This window comes from Polaribacter sp. Hel1_33_78, assembly GCF_900106075.1.
In the GTDB taxonomy this organism is placed as follows: domain Bacteria; phylum Bacteroidota; class Bacteroidia; order Flavobacteriales; family Flavobacteriaceae; genus Polaribacter.
The window spans coordinates 835,704-856,017 of record NZ_LT629794.1 but is presented as its reverse complement, the minus strand read 5'-3'; the positions used below and the strand labels follow the sequence as shown (position 1 = coordinate 856,017).

19 protein-coding genes and 1 tRNA gene are annotated in these 20,314 nt (G+C 30.2%); 13 read left to right on the top strand and 7 right to left on the bottom strand.

Features of this window, described 5'->3' with window-relative positions; translation table 11 throughout:
* Nucleotides 1–128: 128 nt before the first annotated feature.
* Together BLT88_RS03710 and BLT88_RS03705 are read right to left on the bottom strand one after the other, a co-directional pair.
* The gene (locus BLT88_RS03710) at nucleotides 129–2,093 is read right to left on the bottom strand and encodes a YgiQ family radical SAM protein (protein WP_036787234.1); all 1,965 of its coding nucleotides are present in this window, start codon (nucleotides 2,091–2,093) and stop codon (nucleotides 129–131) included.
* Nucleotides 2,094–2,281: 188 nt separating this feature from the next.
* A complete protein-coding gene (locus BLT88_RS03705) occupies nucleotides 2,282–3,028 on the bottom strand; it encodes a DJ-1/PfpI family protein (protein ID WP_036787236.1) in 747 nt (248 codons plus the stop codon).
* A gap of 113 nt (nucleotides 3,029–3,141) precedes the next feature.
* Between BLT88_RS03705 and BLT88_RS03700 the strand changes: the two genes are divergently transcribed.
* From BLT88_RS03700 to BLT88_RS03680, 6 genes are all read left to right on the top strand, one after another.
* The gene (locus tag BLT88_RS03700) at nucleotides 3,142–5,058 is read left to right on the top strand and encodes a CocE/NonD family hydrolase (RefSeq protein ID WP_091953082.1); all 1,917 of its coding nucleotides are present in this window, start codon (nucleotides 3,142–3,144) and stop codon (nucleotides 5,056–5,058) included.
* Nucleotides 5,059–5,101: 43 nt separating this feature from the next.
* Nucleotides 5,102–6,922, top strand: a complete 1,821-nt coding sequence (locus tag BLT88_RS03695; RefSeq protein WP_091953080.1) for a Xaa-Pro dipeptidyl-peptidase — start codon at nucleotides 5,102–5,104, stop codon at nucleotides 6,920–6,922.
* Nucleotides 6,923–7,140: 218 nt separating this feature from the next.
* Nucleotides 7,141–8,583, top strand: a complete 1,443-nt coding sequence (locus BLT88_RS03690; protein WP_091953078.1) for an NAD(P)/FAD-dependent oxidoreductase — start codon at nucleotides 7,141–7,143, stop codon at nucleotides 8,581–8,583.
* A gap of 28 nt (nucleotides 8,584–8,611) precedes the next feature.
* Complete coding sequence (locus BLT88_RS14215; RefSeq protein ID WP_172824244.1) at nucleotides 8,612–8,776, top strand: DUF5522 domain-containing protein; 165 nt, start codon at nucleotides 8,612–8,614, stop codon at nucleotides 8,774–8,776.
* Between the two features lie 56 nt (nucleotides 8,777–8,832).
* Nucleotides 8,833–9,546, top strand: a complete 714-nt coding sequence (locus BLT88_RS03685) for a DUF4197 domain-containing protein (protein ID WP_036787242.1) — start codon at nucleotides 8,833–8,835, stop codon at nucleotides 9,544–9,546.
* A gap of 140 nt (nucleotides 9,547–9,686) precedes the next feature.
* On the top strand, nucleotides 9,687–11,303 hold the full coding sequence (locus tag BLT88_RS03680) for a family 16 glycosylhydrolase (RefSeq protein WP_091953076.1): 1,617 nt from the start codon (nucleotides 9,687–9,689) through the stop codon (nucleotides 11,301–11,303).
* Nucleotides 11,304–11,717: 414 nt separating this feature from the next.
* Here BLT88_RS03680 and pyrF read toward each other — a convergent pair whose 3' ends face one another.
* Entirely contained in the window at nucleotides 11,718–12,539 is an 822-nt protein-coding gene (gene pyrF / locus BLT88_RS03675) for an orotidine-5'-phosphate decarboxylase (protein ID WP_091953074.1), read from the bottom strand.
* 83 nt (nucleotides 12,540–12,622) lie between these two features.
* On the opposite strand from pyrF, the gene BLT88_RS03670 reads away from it, so the two are divergent.
* From BLT88_RS03670 to BLT88_RS03650, 5 genes are all read left to right on the top strand, one after another.
* Nucleotides 12,623–13,117, top strand: coding sequence for a TlpA disulfide reductase family protein (locus BLT88_RS03670; RefSeq protein ID WP_091953072.1), 495 nt, complete (start codon nucleotides 12,623–12,625; stop codon nucleotides 13,115–13,117).
* Nucleotides 13,118–13,231: 114 nt separating this feature from the next.
* Entirely contained in the window at nucleotides 13,232–13,990 is a 759-nt protein-coding gene (gene tpiA, locus BLT88_RS03665; protein WP_091953070.1) for a triose-phosphate isomerase, read from the top strand.
* A 76-nt stretch (nucleotides 13,991–14,066) separates the two neighbouring features.
* On the top strand, nucleotides 14,067–14,903 hold the full coding sequence (gene prmA, locus BLT88_RS03660) for a 50S ribosomal protein L11 methyltransferase (protein ID WP_091953068.1): 837 nt from the start codon (nucleotides 14,067–14,069) through the stop codon (nucleotides 14,901–14,903).
* A gap of 9 nt (nucleotides 14,904–14,912) precedes the next feature.
* Complete coding sequence (locus BLT88_RS03655) at nucleotides 14,913–15,188, top strand: ATP-dependent Clp protease adaptor ClpS (RefSeq protein WP_091953066.1); 276 nt, start codon at nucleotides 14,913–14,915, stop codon at nucleotides 15,186–15,188.
* A gap of 3 nt (nucleotides 15,189–15,191) precedes the next feature.
* Nucleotides 15,192–15,464: a hypothetical protein gene (locus BLT88_RS03650; protein ID WP_091953065.1), complete on the top strand. Its 273-nt coding sequence runs from the start codon at nucleotides 15,192–15,194 to the stop codon at nucleotides 15,462–15,464.
* A gap of 331 nt (nucleotides 15,465–15,795) precedes the next feature.
* Here the strand turns inward: BLT88_RS03650 and BLT88_RS03645 are convergent.
* The 3 genes from BLT88_RS03645 to BLT88_RS03635 all read right to left on the bottom strand — a co-directional run bounded on the left by BLT88_RS03645 (nucleotide 15,796) and on the right by BLT88_RS03635 (nucleotide 16,322).
* Nucleotides 15,796–15,869, bottom strand: a tRNA-Arg gene (locus tag BLT88_RS03645).
* A 58-nt stretch (nucleotides 15,870–15,927) separates the two neighbouring features.
* On the bottom strand, nucleotides 15,928–16,158 hold the full coding sequence (locus BLT88_RS03640) for a DUF2007 domain-containing protein (protein ID WP_091953063.1): 231 nt from the start codon (nucleotides 16,156–16,158) through the stop codon (nucleotides 15,928–15,930).
* Nucleotides 16,159–16,169: 11 nt separating this feature from the next.
* Complete coding sequence (locus BLT88_RS03635) at nucleotides 16,170–16,322, bottom strand: hypothetical protein (protein ID WP_036787260.1); 153 nt, start codon at nucleotides 16,320–16,322, stop codon at nucleotides 16,170–16,172.
* A 496-nt stretch (nucleotides 16,323–16,818) separates the two neighbouring features.
* Between BLT88_RS03635 and BLT88_RS03630 the strand changes: the two genes are divergently transcribed.
* Nucleotides 16,819–17,751, top strand: coding sequence for a calcium/sodium antiporter (locus BLT88_RS03630; protein ID WP_081958184.1), 933 nt, complete (start codon nucleotides 16,819–16,821; stop codon nucleotides 17,749–17,751).
* A 16-nt stretch (nucleotides 17,752–17,767) separates the two neighbouring features.
* Here BLT88_RS03630 and BLT88_RS03625 read toward each other — a convergent pair whose 3' ends face one another.
* Entirely contained in the window at nucleotides 17,768–18,991 is a 1,224-nt protein-coding gene (locus BLT88_RS03625; protein WP_091953061.1) for an MFS transporter, read from the bottom strand.
* A 258-nt stretch (nucleotides 18,992–19,249) separates the two neighbouring features.
* On the opposite strand from BLT88_RS03625, the gene BLT88_RS03620 reads away from it, so the two are divergent.
* Nucleotides 19,250–20,299, top strand: a complete 1,050-nt coding sequence (locus tag BLT88_RS03620) for an SMP-30/gluconolactonase/LRE family protein (RefSeq protein ID WP_157691121.1) — start codon at nucleotides 19,250–19,252, stop codon at nucleotides 20,297–20,299.
* The last annotated feature ends 15 nt before the right edge of the window (nucleotides 20,300–20,314 follow it).

Here is a 20,314-nt window from a genome sequence, read left to right as displayed (position 1 = left end):
TTACCATTTCTAAAGGAGAGCATGAAAGATTTAAAAGTGGACTTTAATCTTTATCACATTAACCAACTCTAAAAAAATACAAATTATTGGGAACTAAATTTAAAAAAGTAATCAACTTAAAAAAATTACTACCTCCTTTTCTTTTTAGGAGCTCTGCTAACTTTCTTTTTTCGTTTGTTAAAAGGAATCGCATCATCGAAAGTATGCTGCGCTACTTTATGAGTCGTTTTATTCTTTTTCCAAGAATTAGAATCTGGTAATAATACTTTTAATAAATCTTGTCTTCCAACTTTATTTAAAGTATTCCGAATCCAATCTTTATTTTCTTTCTTGTACCAAAAGAAAAATTTATGTTGATCTTCACGTTCCTTTTTTGATTTTGGAGTTTTTGTTGGTTTTAGTGTATAAGGATGATATCCAGAATAATAAATTACAGTTGCCACCGTCATTGGCGTCGGAGTAAAACCTTGCACTTGTTCAAGCTGAAAGCCCATATCTTTGGTTTCTGCAGCTAAATTTGCCATATCTTCTACTTCGCTGGCTGGATGACTAGAAATAAAATACGGAATCAATTGTAAATTCAATTTTTTCTTTATATTTATTTTGTCAAAACGTTCTTTAAACATATGGAAATACTTAAACGAAGGTTTACGCATTAACTTTAAAACCGGATCAGAAGTGTGTTCTGGCGCGACTTTTAATCGTCCAGAAACGTGTTTTGTCATTACTTCTTCTGTATACGCATCTAACTCTTTTGGATCTGCATTTTTATTAAATTCAGGCACCAACATATCATGTCTAATTCCACTTCCAATAAAAGATTTTTTAATCTTTGGATGTTTATCAACCGCTTGATACAATTCCGTCAATGGTTTATGAGATGTATCTAGATTAGAACAAATTACTGGCGAAATACAACTTGGTGCAACGCATTTATCGCAAATAGATTGTACTTTTCCTTTCATCTGATACATATTTGCAGAAGGCCCGCCAATATCAGATAAGTAACCTTTAAAATCTGGCATATTTGCCACTTTATCAATCTCTTTCAAAACAGATTCTTGACTTCTACTCGCAATAAATTTTCCTTGATGGGCAGAAATAGTACAAAAACTACAACCACCGAAACATCCTCTATGAATATTGATTGAGAATTTTATCATCTCAAACGCAGGAATTGGTCCACGTTTATCATATTTTGGATGCGGTAAACGCGTAAAAGGTAAATCAAAGGAACCATCAATTTCTTTTTCTGTCATTGTTGGAAAAGGTGGATTAATCACCAATGTCTTCCCCTCAACATCCTGTAAAATTCTTCTTGCCTTTAATTTATTAGATTCCTGTTCAATCACTTTAAAATTTGAAGCAAATGTTTTTTTATCAGCTAAACAAGCTTTATGAGAATTGATTGTTACATCTTCCCAATCGTTTACCACTGGTAAACTTTCCTCCTTTTGATTGATAAAAATAGCCGTTTGTTTTATATTTTTTAAGCTAGAAAACGGAACACCCTTTTGCAATAACTCTACAATTTCACGCAAAGGTTGCTCTCCCATTCCATACACCAACATATCTGCTTTAGAAGTTTCTAAAATAGTTGGTAATAACTTGTCAGACCAATAATCATAGTGCGTAACACGTCTTAAAGAAGCTTCAATTCCGCCTATTAAAACAGGAACATCAGGAAATTTTTCTTTTAAAATTTTCGAGTACACAGACGTTGCATAATCAGGTCTAAACCCTTTATCACCATTTGGCGTATACGCATCTTTATCTCGTCGTCTTTTACTAGCGGTATAATTACTAACCATAGGGTCCATACAGCCACCAGTTGCCCCAAAGAACAGACGAGGTTTTCCTAATTTTTCAAAATCTTGAAGATTATCTGTTACACTTGGTTGTGGCACAATTGCTACGCGCAAACCATAACTTTCTAAAATTCTACCAATTACAGCTGGTCCAAATGAAGGGTGATCTACATAAGCATCTCCACTAAATAAAATAACATCCAATTGATCCCAACCACGAATTTTAACTTCCTTGTTTGTAGTTGGTAACCAATCTGTTAATTGATGTTTTTTTGTTTCCTGCATATTTTGCAAAAATAAGGGTTTTTAGTTGACGACGCAGTTTATAGGTTGATTTATTTACGGATGGGTTTTACTGCAAAGGTATGCTCCGCAAAGAACAGCTATTAGTAACGTTTTAGATCGGTGTTTTTTCTTATCAAAAAGAACCAGCGCTTTCTTTATCCTGATGCCATTATCATAATTTTTAATGTCTATTTAACAACTAAATGTGGAACTGTATCTACATTCCAATCAATTACTAAACCACCAGCTAGAGACTTTGCAACCTCTTTACCGTATAAAAATTCGCATAAATACAAAGCTGCTTCAAACGATTTTGCACCTCCAGCTGAAGTAATATATTTTCCATCATGCACAAATAAAACATCTTTTCTGATATCTAATTCAGGAAACATTTTTCTCATTGTATTAATATCAGAAGGAAAAGTAGTAGAAACCTTACCTTTCAATAATTCTGCTTTTGCCAATACAAAAGCACCATCACAATGAGAGGTAACGTAAGTAGCTTCTTTATCAACTTGCTTCACAAAATCAATCATAGCTATATCTTCTAAATCAGAATTTAAATGATGTTCTGCAGAAGGCACTACAAAAATATCAATTTTTGGTAACGAATCTTTAAGGTAATTATAATCTGGCATAATTCTCATACCTTCAAAAGTGGTAATAGCTTGATCTGTATTTGCAACTGTAAATACATTCATTGCTTTAATATTTTTTCTAAAAATTGTATGTTGAAAAATATCAAAAGGGGCAGTTAACTCTGTATTAAAAGTTCCATCCATAATTAAAAAAGCAACGTTATATCTTTCTTTTTCTAACTTTAGAAACGTTTTTTTTTGAGATACTTCTTCCTTAATTGGATTTTTCTTGTTTATACTATTAGATTGACAACTTAGTATTATAATCAGCAACAAAGGGAAAAATAATCTTTTCATTTTATGAATTTTTAATCCATGATAAAAGTATCTAAAATCATTTTAACAGTTCATTTATTTAATAATTCTTTTTTTGTTTTGTAGCTTTAGCAATAATTTAAAATAATTTCCCCATGCGTAGATATATTATTCTTGCAATATTTAGTTTTTTTCTAATCACAAATTGTGATAAATCATCACAAGAAAGAACACTTAAAAAAGACACTTATGTTCTGGACAACTACACAAAGCAAGAAGTTGACATTGCAATGAGAGATGGAACTAAACTCCACACAACCATTTACACTCCAAAAGACAACAGTAAAAAATATCCTATTTTAATGCAAAGAACTCCATACAGTTCTGCGCCATATGGAGCAGGTAAAATGAAAACTAAAATTAGCCCGAATATTCATTTAATGAAAGAAGGAAATATTGTAGTGTATCAAGATGTTCGCGGTCGTTGGATGAGCGAAGGGGTTTATGATAATATGCGTGCTTACATTCCAAATAAAACAGCAAACCAATCTGACGAAGTCTCTGATACGTTTGATACGATTGATTGGCTTGTAAAAAACGTTGAATACAATAATGGAAATGTTGGAACCTGGGGAATTTCTTATCCCGGACATTATGCCACTATTTCTGCCATTGATGCGCATCCGGCTTTAAAAGCAGCTTCTCCACAAGCTTGTATTGGGGATTTTTTCTTTGACGATTTTCATCATAATGGCGCATTTCTATTAAGTTATTTTAGAGCAATTTCTTTATTTGGAACCTACAAAGATGCACCTACAAATTCTGCTTGGTATTCTTTTCCAAAAATGAATTCGCAAGATCAATATCAATTTTTTCTAGACAAAGGTCCTCTAAAAAACTTGAATGAATATTTTCAATATGATAAATTAGATGTGAAAACTGCTGAAAATAAAGATAAAATTGATGATTTTTTCTGGAAAGAAATTGTAGAACATCCTAATTATGATTCCGTGTGGAAAAGTAAAGGAATTATACAGCATATGAATAAAGTTCCGTCTTCTGTGGCAACGATGATTGTTGGTGGTTGGTTTGATGCTGAAGATTTATATGGGCCTTTAGAAACCTACAAAGGAATTGAAAAAAATGGAATAGAAAATTACAATACACTTGTTTTTGGACCTTGGGACCATGGAAAATGGGCAAGTTCTAGGGTTAGAAATTCTGTAGGAAATTATTATTTTGGAGATTCTATTTCATTAAAATTTCAGAAAGAAATTGAAACAAAATTCTTTAATCATTTCTTAAAAGGAAAAGGGGATAAAAATTCAGGTTTACCAGAAGCCTATGTTTTTGATTCTGGTAAAAAAGAATGGAAAACTTATGATGCTTGGCCTCCAAAAAATGTAATCAAAGAAGATTGGTTTTTATCAGAAAATCAAGAATTGACTATTACTAAAAAAGCATCAAAAGAAATTAAATTTATAAGTGATATTAAAAGACCTATTCCATATTCCGAAGATATCAAAACCGTTTTTACGCCAAGAAAATATATGACAGATGACCAACGTTTTGCCGCAAGAAGACCAGATGTTCTGGTTTTTGAAACGGATGTTTTAACCGAAAATTTAACGTTAGCTGGAGATATTTTAGCAAAACTTAAAGTCGCAACTACCGGAACCGCAGCAGATTGGATTGTAAAAGTAATTGACGTGCATCCTTCAGATTTGGCCGAAGATAATGAAGGTTTACAAGATCATTTAAAAATGAGTAATTATCATTTAATGGTTAGAAGTGAAGTTTTACGCGGTCGTTTTAGAAATAGTTTTGAATTTCCAGAACCATTTACACCAAACAAAAAAACGGATGTTAATATAAAATTACAAGATGTTTTTCACACCTTTAAAAAAGGACATAAATTACAAATACAAGTGCAGAGTACTTGGTTCCCTTTAATAGATTTGAATCCTCAAACTTATGTAGACAATATATATAAAGCTGATGAGAAAGATTTTAAAACACAAACACATACTGTTTTTACTGATTCTAGCATTGAGTTTTCAGTATTGAAATAACGAGTTTAATTATACAACTACTAGATTTTAAAAACATATACTCATGAAAATTAAAATTCAATTCCTACTCCTTTTTCTTATTACCTATTCAATACAGTCTCAAGAAAAAGCAGTACCCGTTTTTAAAGATGGAGAAGCACAAATAGTAGAAGCATTTAAAAATCCAAAAGATTGGTTACGTCATGATTTATGGGTAGAAACTTCATTTGATACGGACGGAGATGGAAGATTAGACAGAATGCATGTAGATGTATCAAGACCTGCGCAAACTGAGAGCGAAGGTTTAAAGTTACCTATTGTATATATCTCTAGCCCTTATTTTGCTGGTGTTGCACCAGATACAGAAGGAGCTTTTTGGAATGTAAAACATGAACTTGGAGAGAAAGTAGCAGATATTGTTCATCCAGAAGTTACAAGAAGAGGAAAAAGACCAATTATTTCAAATTCTCATATTAAAACCTGGGTGCCAAGAGGTTATATTGTTGTGCATTCTTCTTCTCCAGGAACTGGATTATCTGATGGTGCACCAACTGTTGGTGGAGATAATGAATCTTTAGCACCAAAAGCAGTTATAGACTGGTTAAATGGTCGTGCAAAAGGGTTTATTTCTAGAGAAGGAAGTGAAGAAGTGAAAGCATTTTGGTCTACAGGTAAAGTAGGAATGACAGGAACTTCTTACAATGGAACAATTCCTTTAGCAGCTGCAACAACTGGTGTAGAAGGTTTAGAAGCAATTATTCCAATTGCCCCAAATACTTCTTATTATCATTATTATCGCTCAAATGGTTTGGTACGTTCTCCTGGAGGTTATTTAGGTGAAGATATAGATGTGTTATACGATTTTATTCATAGTGGAAAAGAGGAAAATAGAGCACGAAATAATAAAGTTGTGAGAGACACTGAAATGGCAAATGGTATGGACAGAGCCTCTGGAGATTATAATGACTTTTGGGCTGGACGTGATTATCTAAATCAAATGAAACCAATGAAAGCTGCATTATTAATGTCTCATGGTTTTAATGATTGGAATGTAATGCCTGAGCATAGTTATAGAATATATAAAAAAGCTTCGGAAATGGGCTTACAAACTCAAATTTTTTACCATCAAAATGGTCATGGAGGTCCACCACCGATGAAAATGATGAATCGTTGGTTTACTCGTTATTTACATGGAGTTGAAAACAACGTTGAGAATGATGCAAAAGCTTGGATTGTAAGAGAAAATGATAAAAAAAATGAGCCAACTTCTTATAAAAATTATCCAAACCCAGAAGCAGAAGCTGTTACTTTTTATTTAAATGGCGGAGCTCCTAAAGTTGGAGGTTTATCCCTAAATAAATCATCATCGAAAGCCAAAGAAACTTTGGTAGATAATTATTCTTTTTCCGCAGAAACTTTGGCACAAGCAGGTTACACAAATCATCGTTTGTTATATGTTACCCCAATTTTAAAAGAAAATATTCATATCTCTGGTTTATCATCAATAACAATTAAAGCAGCAAGTTCTAAAGCTGCTGTAAATTTATCTGTTTATTTAGTTTCTTTGCCATGGAATAAGGATAGAATAGTAAAAATAACCGATAATATTATTACCCGGGGTTGGGCAGATTTACAAAATCACAAATCGCTAACAGAAAGCAAACCATTGAAACCTGGTAAGTTTTATAAAATGACTTTCGATTTTCAACCTGATGATCAAATTATAAAAAAAGGACAACAAATTGGTTTAATGATTTTTTCTAGTGATAATAATTACACCTTGCTGCCAGAGCCAGGAACTGAATTAACAGTTGATTTAAAAGGAACTACAATTACAATTCCAATTGTGGGAGGTAAAGATGCCTTTAAAAAAGCAATTGACTAAAAATAAATTTAATTTTAATCTGTATTTTCTAGATTTTTTTATGGTCTTAAATTTAGAATTTAAGAGAGTATAAATTGGAAAATTGAATTTCACTCATCTTTTTTGATGGTAAAAATAAAGATCAGCTTCAAAAGCATCGGTCTATTTTTTCAAGAGAAAACTATTTTCCTTTTTTAATAGAATGCAAATAAGAACTAATTGAGAAATATTATAAATTGATGAAGCAAGATATTATCATTATTGGAGCAGGTTTATCAGGAATTGGAGCAGCTTGTCATTTAGAAAGAAAAAACAAAAATAAAAAATATTTAATTTTAGAAGCTAGAGAAGAACTAGGTGGAACTTGGAGTTTATTTAAATACCCAGGAATTCGCTCTGATTCAGATATGTATACTTTTGGTTATTCTTTTAAAACTTGGGATGATGATAAATCTTTTGCAGACGCTCCTTCAATCTTAAGATATTTAAATCAAGCTTCAGAAGAATTTAATGTAAAAGATAAAATTGTATATCATCAAAAAGTAATCTCCTATAATTTTGATACCGAAGATAATTTATGGACACTAAAAGTAATAAATCCTACTACTCAAGAAGAATCTTATTATTCTTCGCAATTTATTTTTAATGCAAGTGGATATTACAATTATGATCATGGTTATACTCCAGAATTTAAAGGCCTAGAAAATTTTAAAGGAACATTTATTCATCCTCAAAAATGGAATACAAATTTAAATTATAAAGATAAAAAAGTAGTAGTGATAGGTAGTGGAGCAACCGCTGTAACCATAGTTCCAAAGATTGCAGAAGACGTATCTAAAGTAACCATGTTGCAAAGAACACCAACGTATATTGCTGCTTTACCAAATAAGGATAAAATTGCAAAGTTTCTAAAATTTATATTACCAAGTAAAATTGCACATACTTTAGTACGAGTAAAAAATATTTTGGCAGATATGTTATTCTATAATTTGTGCAGAAAGTTTCCAGAAACGATGAAAAAATTCATTTTAAAAGGAATTAAAAAAGAGTTAGGTAATGAGTTCCCATTAGAACCTCATTTTTCACCAAATTATAGGCCTTGGGATCAACGTTTTTGCTTAGTGCCAGATGGCGATTTTTTTAAAGCTATTAAAAAAGGAAAAGCTGATGTAATAACGGACTCTATTGATGTTTTTATAGAAAATGGAATTCTTTTAAAATCAGGAAAAATTATAGAAGCTGATATTATTATTAGTGCAACTGGTTTAAAACTACTACCGTTTGGTGGAGCTAAAATATCGCTCAACAATACCCCTTTCGATATTACAAAACAGTTTATTTATAAAGGACTAATGTTAAGTGAACTCCCTAATTTTTTGGTTTTTGCTGGTTATACAAACGCCTCTTGGACTTTAAAAAGTGATTTGACAAGTGAATATATTTCAAGACTTTTAAAGTATTTGGATAAAAATAATTATAAATCGGTGTACGCAAAAGTTATAGAAAAAAACCTAGGAGAATTACCTTTAATCGATTTAGATTCTGGTTATATTCATAGAGCGAAAGATATTTTACCAAAACAAGGAGATCAATTTCCTTGGAGATTATATCAAAACTATATTTTAGACTTTAAAGCTTTAAGAATAGACTCCGTTAAAGATAAAAGATTACAATTTAGATAATCCTTATTAAATCGTTTATTTTTGCAGTATGTTTAAACCAAGAATAGAAATAGAAAAAGACGATTATTACTTGAATGAACAAGGTTACAAGGTCTTTACAGAAAAGTATCATTTAAAAAGAGGCTATTGCTGTAAAAGTGGTTGTAAACATTGCCCCTTTGGATATGATAAAAAAACAGATACTTTTAAATAATTAAGTGACTTTTTATCTAAAAAGGTTCATAGTAAAAGAATATAAAATTAAATAAAATGATAAAAAAAATTTTAGTGTTAGTAATTGCAATGCAATTTACAAGTTGCGCAGAATTGCAAAAAGTAGTAAGTCAGTTGCCTAATAGTGGTGGAGGAATATCTCAAGAGCAAATAGGAAATGGTTTAAAACAAGCTTTGGATAATGGAATTAAAAATCAGGTTACCAAATTAACCTCAAAAGACGGTTTTTACAGAAACGATTTAGTTAAAATTTTATTGCCAGAAGAATTGAAAGCTGTAGATAAAGGTTTGCGTAAAATAGGTCTTAGCAATTTAGCAGATGAAGGTATAAAAGTATTAAATAGAGCTGCAGAAGATGCTGTTAAAACCGCGACTCCAATCTTTGTAAATGCAATAAAAAACATGTCTTTTAAGGATGCTAAAAATATACTTTTAGGAGAACAAAATGCAGCAACATCCTATTTAAAAAATGAAACATCAACTGCTTTGTATAGCGAATTTACACCAGTAATTAAAAACTCATTTGGTAAGGTAGGGGCAGATAAAGTTTGGGCAAACTTAATTAACAAATACAACTCAATTCCTTTTGTAAACAAAGTAAACCCAGATTTAACAGGGTATGTAACAAAACAAGCATTGCAAGGTGTATACACAATGATTGAAGTTGAGGAAAAAGGAATTCGTGAAAAAGCGGGATTACGCAACACAGCTTTGCTAAAGCAAGTTTTTGCATTACAAGATAAAATATAAATTGTAAAAAGAAAAAATAGTTATAAAACCTCTGTGCATTTAAACAACAGAGGTTTTCTTATTTAGCATGTATGGCTTTTGTATGGTCATTTAGTTTGTTAAGTACTAGGAAATAAATTAGTTTTGAAAAAAATTAATTTATGAAGTACTTATTTACCATATTATTTTTATCAATTACCTTATTTTCTAATGGACAAACTGTAGAAGATGATTTTGAAGGGAATGGAACAATTTCTACTTGGGCTACCGATGAATCAGCAATGAATACATCCTTTGCAAATCCTTATAAAGAAAGTATAAATACTTCTAATACGGTTCTAGAATATAAAGATGATGGAGGCCAATATGCAAATATATTTTTTGACACTTCCAATACATTTGACTTATCTGCATATCAAACTTTTACTCTAAAAATATATGTTCCGTCAGCTAGTCTCACCCAAAATGAAAACAACCAAATATCTTTAAAGTTACAAGACAATACTTTAGGTGAAAAATGGACTACTCAAACGGAAATTATAAAGCCGATTATTTTAGATCAATGGCAAACGATTGCATTCGATTTTAAAAATGATACTTTTTTAAAATACAATGAGAACTCGGCTGACCCTATAAATAGAAAAGACTTTAATAGAGTTTTAATACAAATTAACGGTGAAGACAATAATGCTAAAGTAACAGCATACATTGATGATTTTTTATATGACGGCACCATTACTGACAGTAATAATAATGGTGAAGATCCTGTTTTTGACAACTTAGTTTGGTCTGATGAATTTAATGGTACAGGTCCTATTGATAACAGTAAATGGTTTCAACAAACAAGACCCATTATAAATGGACAAAGTTGGGCTAATGGAGAAATTCAGCATTACACGGATAGCAATACAAATTCTTTTATGGTAAATGGTTCTTTAAAAATTGTAGCTAAAAAAGAAACATACAATAGTTACGGAGTTACTAAACAATACACTTCTGCAAGACTGAATTCTAAATTTGCTTTTACCTATGGTAAAATTGAAATTAGGGCAAAAATGCCTTTTGGAGTAGGTACTTTCCCTGCTCTCTGGATGCTAGGTCAAAACATTACAGAAACTGGAGGTTATTGGGCTGCTACTCATGGAACAACCGGTTGGCCAGATTGTGGAGAAATAGATATTATTGAGCATTGGGGTAACAATCAAGACTTTGTACAAAGTGCTATGCATAATAGATCTAGCTTTGGAGGCACTGTGAATAAAGGAGGAAGAAAAATTAATAATGCATCCACAGAATTTCATATTTATACTCTAGATTGGAATTCTAATAAAATGACTTTTAGTGTAGATGGCATCGTTCATTATGTATATAATCCAGAAGATAAAAACATTCAAAACTGGCCTTATAATGCGCCTCAATATTTATTATTTAATGTTGCTATTTTACCAAACATAGCATCAAATTTTACAGAAAGCGCAATGGAAATTGACTATGTTAGAGTCTATCAAGAATCTGTAGCATCTGTCTCTGATATTAATAACTTGTTAGACATAAAACTTTTCCCTAATCCTGTAAATGATAAATTAAACATTCAATTTTCTTCAGATCTTGGTAAAATTAAAGGAACTATTTATTCTTTAACAGGTCAAAAAATTCAAACATTTGTTCAAAATAGTTCAAAGAAAACGATAGAAACCTCTAAATTATCAAAAGGTATTTATTTCTTAAAATTAGAATCTGAAAAAGAAACATCAACTCATAAGATTGTTAAAAAATAATATCAACAATATTGTAAGTCAAAATGTTTACACTAATTTTATACGTTTAAGCATTCAGCAAAAATTTATGTACCACTTAAAATAGTTGAATAGTTGCAAGTAACATCTAAAGAGAAAGTATATCGCTCATTGAAAAATCTAATAACTATCTAAAGATTTGTAGATGAACTAATGAGTAATATAGCTACCTATAAAGGCATGAAGTTACTCGAAAAAATTAATCAAATTCGTTACTTTCAAAAAAATCTCAGGATATAAAATATTTAAAGTATTCGGAAGAATCCTTAATCATTATTTCCTTTGATAGCATTTACATCCATTTTAAAATATTTAATTCCAAAAACGGAAAGCAACAATTGTTCATGAAAAACTTCTTTCATTTGGTTCTAAAAATCCTTTTTCAGAAAAAGATATTTAGAATCTATTTTCTAGGATGAAGCTCATTTCTGTTTGTAGTTCTTTCGCTTTTAAAGCAGCCACTTGTGCAAAATCTGTAGAATTTGAAGCATAAATTATTCCTCTTGACGAATTGATTAACAAACCAATATTTTCTGATAATCCATATTTACAAACATCCTGCAAGTTTCCTCCTTGTGCTCCCACTCCAGGAACTAACAGAAAAGAATCCGGAACTATTTTTCTGATTTCTTTAAAATATTCAGCTTTTGTAGCTCCAACAACATACATCAAGTTTTCTGAATTTCTCCAAGATTTTGAAACTTGTAAAACTTTTTTATACAATTCCTGATCGTTGACGTGCAAGGTCTGAAAATCAAAAGCACCTTCGTTAGAAGTTAATGCCAACATAATAGTGTGCTTATCTTTAAAATCCAAAAAGGGTTCAACAGAATCTTTACCCATATAAGGCGCTACAGTAACAGAATCAAAAGCCAAATCTTGTAAAAAAGCCTTCGCATACATTGTTGATGTATTGCCTATATCTCCTCTTTTTGCATCTGCAATTGTAAAAATTTCTGGATGTTTGTTATTGATGTAAGAAATTGTTTTTTCCAGCGCTTGCCAACCTTTAAGACCATAAGCCTCATAAAAAGCAGTATTTGGCTTGTAGGCAACACACAAATGGTGCGTTGCATCAATAATGGCTTTGTTAAATTCAAAAAATGGATCTTCTAATTTTAATAAATGCCTAGGAATTTTACCAAGATCTACATCTAAACCTATACATAAAAAAGATTTTTTTTGTTTTATTTGTGATACAAGTTGTTGCGTTGTCATTACTTTTGCTTAAAGTTAAACAAAAGTACTATTTTTAACTTTTAACATTTGTAAGTTATTTCCTTTTTAATTAACCTTTTTCTATGAAAAAATTATTTCTTTTATTGATTATCGTTTTTATAAGTTGTAACTCAGAACAACCTACACAGTTTTCTACCGACGCATATAAGGAAATGTTGATTGGTCTAGACGATTCTAAAATAACGCTAAGAGAAGTTTTATATAATTATAAAGGGAAAAAAATCTTTATAGATGTTTGGGCCTCTTGGTGCAAAGATTGTATTGTGGGCGTGCCAAAGGTAAAAGAATTACAAAAAGAATTTCCTGGTGTAGTATTTTTGTTTTTATCTGTTGACAGGAGCAATCCTTCCTGGAAAAGAGCTATTAAAAGGTACAATTTAAAAGGAGTACATTATAATTTACCAGAAGGAATGAAAGACGGTAAATTTGTAGATTTCATCAATTTAAATTGGATTCCAAGATATATGGTTATCGATGAAACTGGAGAAATAACTTTATTTAAAGCTACAAATGCAGCAGACAAAAAGATAAAAGAAGTGTTAAAAAAAATCAAATAAATCGTTTTAGTAACTATTTCTTTTTCTACATGATTTTTGCCTTTCCATTTCTTAAATTTACATCAAAATTAAAGATAGAATAATACCAATATTTTAAGTACTAAAATTAGAATTATGAGAACAAAAATAGTAGCAGGAAACTGGAAAATGAACAATACTAAAAAGGAGAGTAAACAACTAATCAAAGATTTGAAAAAATCTATTAAAAAAGAGAAGTTAGAAAATACTCGTGTAATTGTTTCTCCTACTTTTGTCAATTTATCTTCATCTATAAAAGCCGCTAAATATTCTAAAATTGAAGTAGTTGCACAAAATATGCATGAGGCTAAAAACGGAGCTTATACTGGCGAAATTTCTGCGGACATGTTAAAAGCAATCGGAATTAAAACGGTTATTTTAGGTCACTCAGAAAGAAGAACCTATTTTAATGAAACGGATGAAAGTTTAGCTAAAAAAGTAGATGCTATTATAGAAAATGAATTAGAAACTATTTTTTGTTTTGGAGAATTATTAGAAGATAGAAAATCTGAAAATCATTTTGCAGTTGTAGAAAGTCAATTAAAAAATGCACTATTTCATTTAGAAGCGGGTGCTTGGAAAAGTATTATTTTAGCTTACGAACCTGTTTGGGCAATTGGAACCGGAGAAACGGCAAGTGCAGAACAAGCGCAAGAAATGCATGCATTTATTAGAAGCATTATAGAAAAAAAATACAATAAAGAAGTGGCTGATGAAGTTTCTATTTTATATGGAGGAAGTGTAAAACCTGCCAATGCAGAAGAAATATTCTCTAAGCCAGATGTAGATGGTGGTTTAATTGGAGGAGCCGCTTTAAATGTAGATGATTTTACCGGAATTATTAAAGCTATTTAAATCTCGTATTTAAAGATATTTACAATAAATTTGCATCAGGATTTAAATCTTGGTGCATTTTTTTTACGATACATTTATGGACAATATTTATATAGAATATAATTTTAAGGTAATTCCAAAAGAGCCCGCAGCAGAAATTTTAATTGCAGAATTAGGTGCTGTTGGTTTTGAGAGTTTTGTTGAAAATGAAGACGGAGTAACCGCGTATATCCAAAAAGAAGAATGGAATTCAAATATTCTGGATACTATTTTTGTTTTAAACTCTGATGAATTTTCAATTGAATATAATCAGAACGAAGTTGAACAAACAAATTGGAATGCAGAATGGGAAAAGAATTTTACACCTATTGAAGTGGATGAAATAGTGAGTATAAGAGCTCCTTTTCATGAAAATCCTAATTTAAAGTACGATATTGTTATTGAACCAAAAATGAGTTTTGGTACGGGACATCATGAAACTACGCACATGATGGTTCAACATTTATTACAATTAGATTTAAACAATAAGCAAACTTTAGACATGGGATGTGGAACTGGAATATTAGCCATTTTTGCTGAAATGAAAGGTGCGAAACCAATTGATGCTATTGATATTGATAATTGGTGTTATGAAAATTCTATAGAAAATGTTACCCGAAATAATTGTCATCATATTTCCGTTTTTGAAGGAGATTCATCCCTTTTAATCAATAAAAAGTACGATCTTATTATTGCTAATATCAATAGAAATATTTTATTGATGGATATGAAAGTGTACGCAAACTGTTTAAAGGAAAAAGGTATACTTTTATTAAGTGGATTTTATGAAGAAGATATTCCGATCATTGATGCTGAGGTTTCTAAATATAATTTAAAATTAGAAAATTTTATACAACGAAATAATTGGGTTGCATTAAAATACAATAAATTGTAATTTTGTAAAATGAGTACTAAAGAGAAAATTAAAGAAGAAGTTGACATATTAGAGCAAAAAGCACATCAACATGAAATAGTACTTCATAATGACGAAGTAAATACTTTTGATTTTGTGATAGAGGCTTTAATTAGCGTTTGTGAACATACTTTAGAGCAAGCTGAACAATGCACTATGTTAGTCCACTATAAAGGAAAATGCACAGTTAAATCTGGAACCTATAAAGATTTAGAGCCTCGATGTTCTAAATTATTACATTTAGGCTTATCTGCAGAACTCGTATAATTTATGGAAAATGTTTTAAAATATTACGAATTTTCTCTTTTTATAAAAGACGAATCTAATGCATTTCATGGAAATCAAATTGCGTTTACTGAATTAAATGCTACACACTTTTTAATTTTTGAAAAAAAAGAGGATGCCTATAATCTCTATGTGTCAAGATATTCTCATAAAAATGAAATTGGGGTAAAACCGCCGAAAATACTAGAGTTATTGGTAGAAAACTATGACAAAAGTATTCCTGAACACAGAATAGCAATTAAACAATATTTAAAATAAAAACTCGAGAAATTTCTCGAGTTTTTATTTTAAAGAGTAATTGTGACATATTAAATTTTATTGTGTCATACTAATAAAAATCAACAAAAAATAAACTGAAATAATTGAAAAAGAAAAATAGAAGTAGTGAGTTTTTATACTAATTTTGGTTAGACAAAAAGGCTTTGAAAATATTCAAGGCCTTTTTTAATTCCTTGTTACTTCGTTTTCTCATAATTCTAAAATTCTATAGTTCTTGTATTGATCCTTTAATTCTAACTAGGTAGGCAAAAAGTAGGCAAATAAAAAACCAGCATTTACAAAAAATGTTGTAAAGTGCTGGTTTTATTCGTGACCATGGCAGGATTCAAACCTGCAACCTCTTGAGCCGTAATCAAGTGCGCTATTCAGTTGCGCCACATGGCCAATAAGCGGGTGCAAATATAAATGCATTTTTTTAAATTAGAAAGCCTATTCTCGTTTTTTATGTGTTTATTTTTTCTTTATAAGCCTCAACTATATTTTTAGCTTTATCAACATCGGCATCTAACACATGAACTTCCACAGAATCCATATTTTCTCCAAAACCACCTAATCTGGCCGATTCGAAGCGATCTTTAATAATATAACTTATTTGTGCTACATCTAATAAGTTTTTTAAACCATTAACAATAATGTTAGATCCAGTAAATAATTTTGTATGCTTAGTAGTCATAATTTTATATTTTAGTGAAGTGATTTCATAGTTACAAAAGCTCTCCATCCAATAATTGCCAATTGAAATTTGGATGCTTTAGAGATATCTAACTGCTTTTTTGTAAAAGAAGGTAAAATAGCTTTATTCATTTTTGCTAAGGCTTTAAAAAATTGTGTCTCCATTATGATTTAATTATGTGTCAAATTTAATAAAAATAAACAACTAACTCGTTTTTAGAAATAGTCGTCTTTACGCTTGCTTAGAAAAAAAAAGTCGTTATGGTTTCAAAAATAGTTTTAATAAGTTTTAGAGCAATAATAATCATTTTAATAGTTTTAAAAAGTTAGTAAATAAAGTCAATTGCGCAATTGTTTTTTCAATATAGAATGATTGACCGCTATCAACCAAAATTTATAGAAATATTATTTAATTTGATTTTATATATATAACAAAAAAGATAATAACTGTTTTAATTAAAAACAACAATACTAAGTAAATGTTATAATAATTAATCCTAATGTTTTATAAAAATACTTAACTGTAAGTAAATAAAGGATGATTTATATCAGTATTCCTAAAGTAAAGAAAAAATCATCTTCTAAAACCTCAAAAAGAGGCTTATCATTTTTTAGTTTTTTCATAAACTGATAAAATGTATCTTCGTCCTAAATTAAAATAATGAATTTTTTACTAATCATAAGTGGCTTAATTTTATTGATTTTGGGCGGAAACTGGCTACTAAAATCAGCTGTAGCATTATCCTTAAAATTAGATATTCCAAAAATAATTATTGGAATGACCGTGGTTTCTTTTGCAACTTCAGCGCCAGAACTTATAGTTAGCATAAACGCAGCGTTAAATGGTGCATCAGATTTAGCATTAGGGAACGTTATCGGCTCTAACATTACTAACTTAGGACTAGTTTTAGGGATTACTCTTTTGCTAGGTGGAATGGAAGTTCAAAAAAGTTTTTATACAACAGATTGGCCAATAATGATGATTGCATCTGTACTGCTCTACTTCTCTTTAGTTGGTGATAAAGTTATTACACAAAATGAGGGTATCATTTTGTTTTCTTTTTTAATCATCTTTTTAATATTTCTTTTACGTTTTCAAAAAACAGCAGTTGTGGATGAATTTACCGAAGACGATGAACCTTTACCACTTTACAAAATAGTTTTATTTCTTGTTATCGGGGCATTAGGACTTTGGGGAGGTTCAGAATTATTAATAAAAGGTGCAACAACTTTAGCTAAAGATTTTGGAGTTACAGATCGTGTAATTGCGGTTACTGTGGTTTCTATAGGTACAAGTGTACCAGAATTAGCAGCATCTATTATTGCAATAGTTAAGAAGGAAAAGGCCATTTCACTAGGAAATCTAATAGGCTCTAATATCTTTAATATTTTAGCAGTTTTAGGAATTACCTCCATGATAACGCCTATTCCTGTGGTGGATGAAAGATTGCTAACTGGTGATCTATTTTGGATGTTAGGAATTTCGTTTATTATTTTACCTTTAGTTTTTATACCAAAAGGTTATCGCTTAAACTGGAAAGATGGTTGTCTTTTATTAATGGCATATTTCGTTTTTATTTACAATACTTTATAAATACAAACTATCAAATTTAATCGATTTTACCTTTTAAGTCTTTTTCCTTTTTGAGGAATGTCATCAATAAAAATAAAATAAGAACACCTACCATTGCAAGAATTGTCATAACATTCCAAGTAAATTTATAACCGAATTTACTTATCATTTGCATTCCTGTATTATGACTAAAAATGTGAGCTATTGAAAAAGCGATAGCATACAAAGCCATATATTCTCCCTGATTTCCTTTTTTAGCCCTCTCTACAGCAAAGGCATTTGAAAACGGAAATGCAATCATTTCGCCAACTGTCATCAAAAACATTCCAACAATTAAAATACCAAGCCAAGAAGTTAGAGTTACCACAACAAAACTCAGCGCTACTAAAAACAACCCAATGGCAATCAATTTAACTTTAGAATACTTTGAATCTTCCAACCACTTTATCAGTGGCATTTCAAACAGGAAGATAAAAAAACCGTTAAAGCCCATCAACAAACCAATTTCTAATTCTGATAAAAAATGAACATCTTTATAATATAAAGGCATGGTAGAGAAGTACTGTAAAAAAACAAAACCGAAAATAAACATTGCTATAAAAAACACCCAAAAAGCTTTATCTGAATAAGCAGAAACTGGGTTATCTACTTTTACTTCATCTTGTATTTTTGATTTTTTCGGGTGCAATACTTGTAATAATAAAATAGCCGCTAAGGAACAAGTAACACCATCCACCCAAAATAAACCTTGATATCCAAGCCCCGTAATAATTAAACCGCCAATTGCGGGACCCGCAGAAAAACCTAAATTAATTGCCAACCGAATTAATGTAACTGAACGTGTTTTATTCTCTGGTTTACTATATGCACTTAAAGCCACAAACATTGCAGGTCTAAAAGCATCTGCAACCAACATCACTATAAATATCCCTGCACAAAATCCCTCAAAAGTGGTAATAAATTGCAATAAAATAAATAAAATTCCTGTTAAAAATAAACTACCTAACATTACTTTATAATACCCTATCTTATCTGTTAACTTACCGCCTAACCAAGCACCGATAACGGAACCCAAGCCAAAAAAAGACATAATCCAACCGATGTCTGGTAAAGAAATATTTAGACTTTTATTTAGATATAATGATAAGAAAGGAATTACCATTGTTCCAGATCTATTGATAAAAGTTATCAATGACAACCACCAAACTTCCACTGAAAGCCCTCTAAAGGTGCTAATGTAATTGTTGTACAATTTTCTCATTTTTAATTGATCAATGTTTATTACAAACTGAATTATAATTAGTTTTAAATAAAAAATCCGACTACGAAGTCGGACTTTTTATAAATGCTTAATTTTATATTGTTAACATCAAAACATACAAATAGAACGATTTTTGTACTTTTCACACCTTAATTGAGCTACATATGTTATAAAGATTCTCATTTTAATTTTTCTTAAAACATCTATAAATCTACATAAAATATTTGAATGTTGTATTTTTATGAAAAGATTTTTAAAATGAATTTCAAAAAAAGAATTTTATCTGCAACTCTTATTCTAGCACTTCTTTTTTTAGCTAATATTTTTATATCTACAGGATATTTTAGGCCTATAGAAAATAATTTTGATGGAAAGATTCTTCAAAAAATAAAGATTGCTGGAGCAGAAGATATTACTATTAGTCAAAAAGATAGTTTTGCTATTATTTCATCAACCGCAAGAGATAAAATACCTAATACGGCACAAGAGTTTGGCGGCTTGTATTATATCGATTTAAAAACGGACAATTTTAAACCTATCCATTTAACTGAAGATTTTAAAAAACCTTTTGCTCCGCACGGAATTTCAATGTTTCAAAAAAAAGGTAGGACTACAATTGCTGCTATCAATCATACCATCGATGGCGAATTTATTGAAATTTTCACCTTGGTTAATGAACAATTAACACATATAAAAACATTGAAACACGAAAAAATATACAGTCCAAATGATATTGTTTTATTAGATGATCATAAATTTTATTTCACAAACGACCATAAATACAAAGATGGAATTATGCGCTTATTAGAGGATTATTTAGGCCTTTCAATTTCTAATGTCATGTATTTTGATGGCAAAAATTACAGACAAGTTGCTGATAGAATTGCTTATGCAAATGGCATTAATTTCGACACAAAACGTAATCTTATTTTTGTTGCTTCACCAAGAAAGTTTTTAGTAAAAGTGTATCAAAAAAATAAAGATGGAAATCTGACTTATATAGAAGATATTAATTGTAAAACTGGGGTAGATAATATTGAATTTGATTTTGAAAATAATTTATGGATTGGAGCACATCCTAATTTATTACATTTTAATGCCTACGCAAAAGGAAATAAAGAAACTTCTCCATCAGAAATTATTAAAATAAAATACGTTAAAAAAGGAGAGTATGCTATAGAACAAGTTTATATGGAAGACGGTACTAATATGTCTGCCTCCACAGTTGCTGCTCCCTTTAATAATTTAATTATAACAGGGAGTGTTCTGGATAACCTTTTTCTGATTTTAAAAAGAAATCCCAAGTAATTTTATACTTTAGCG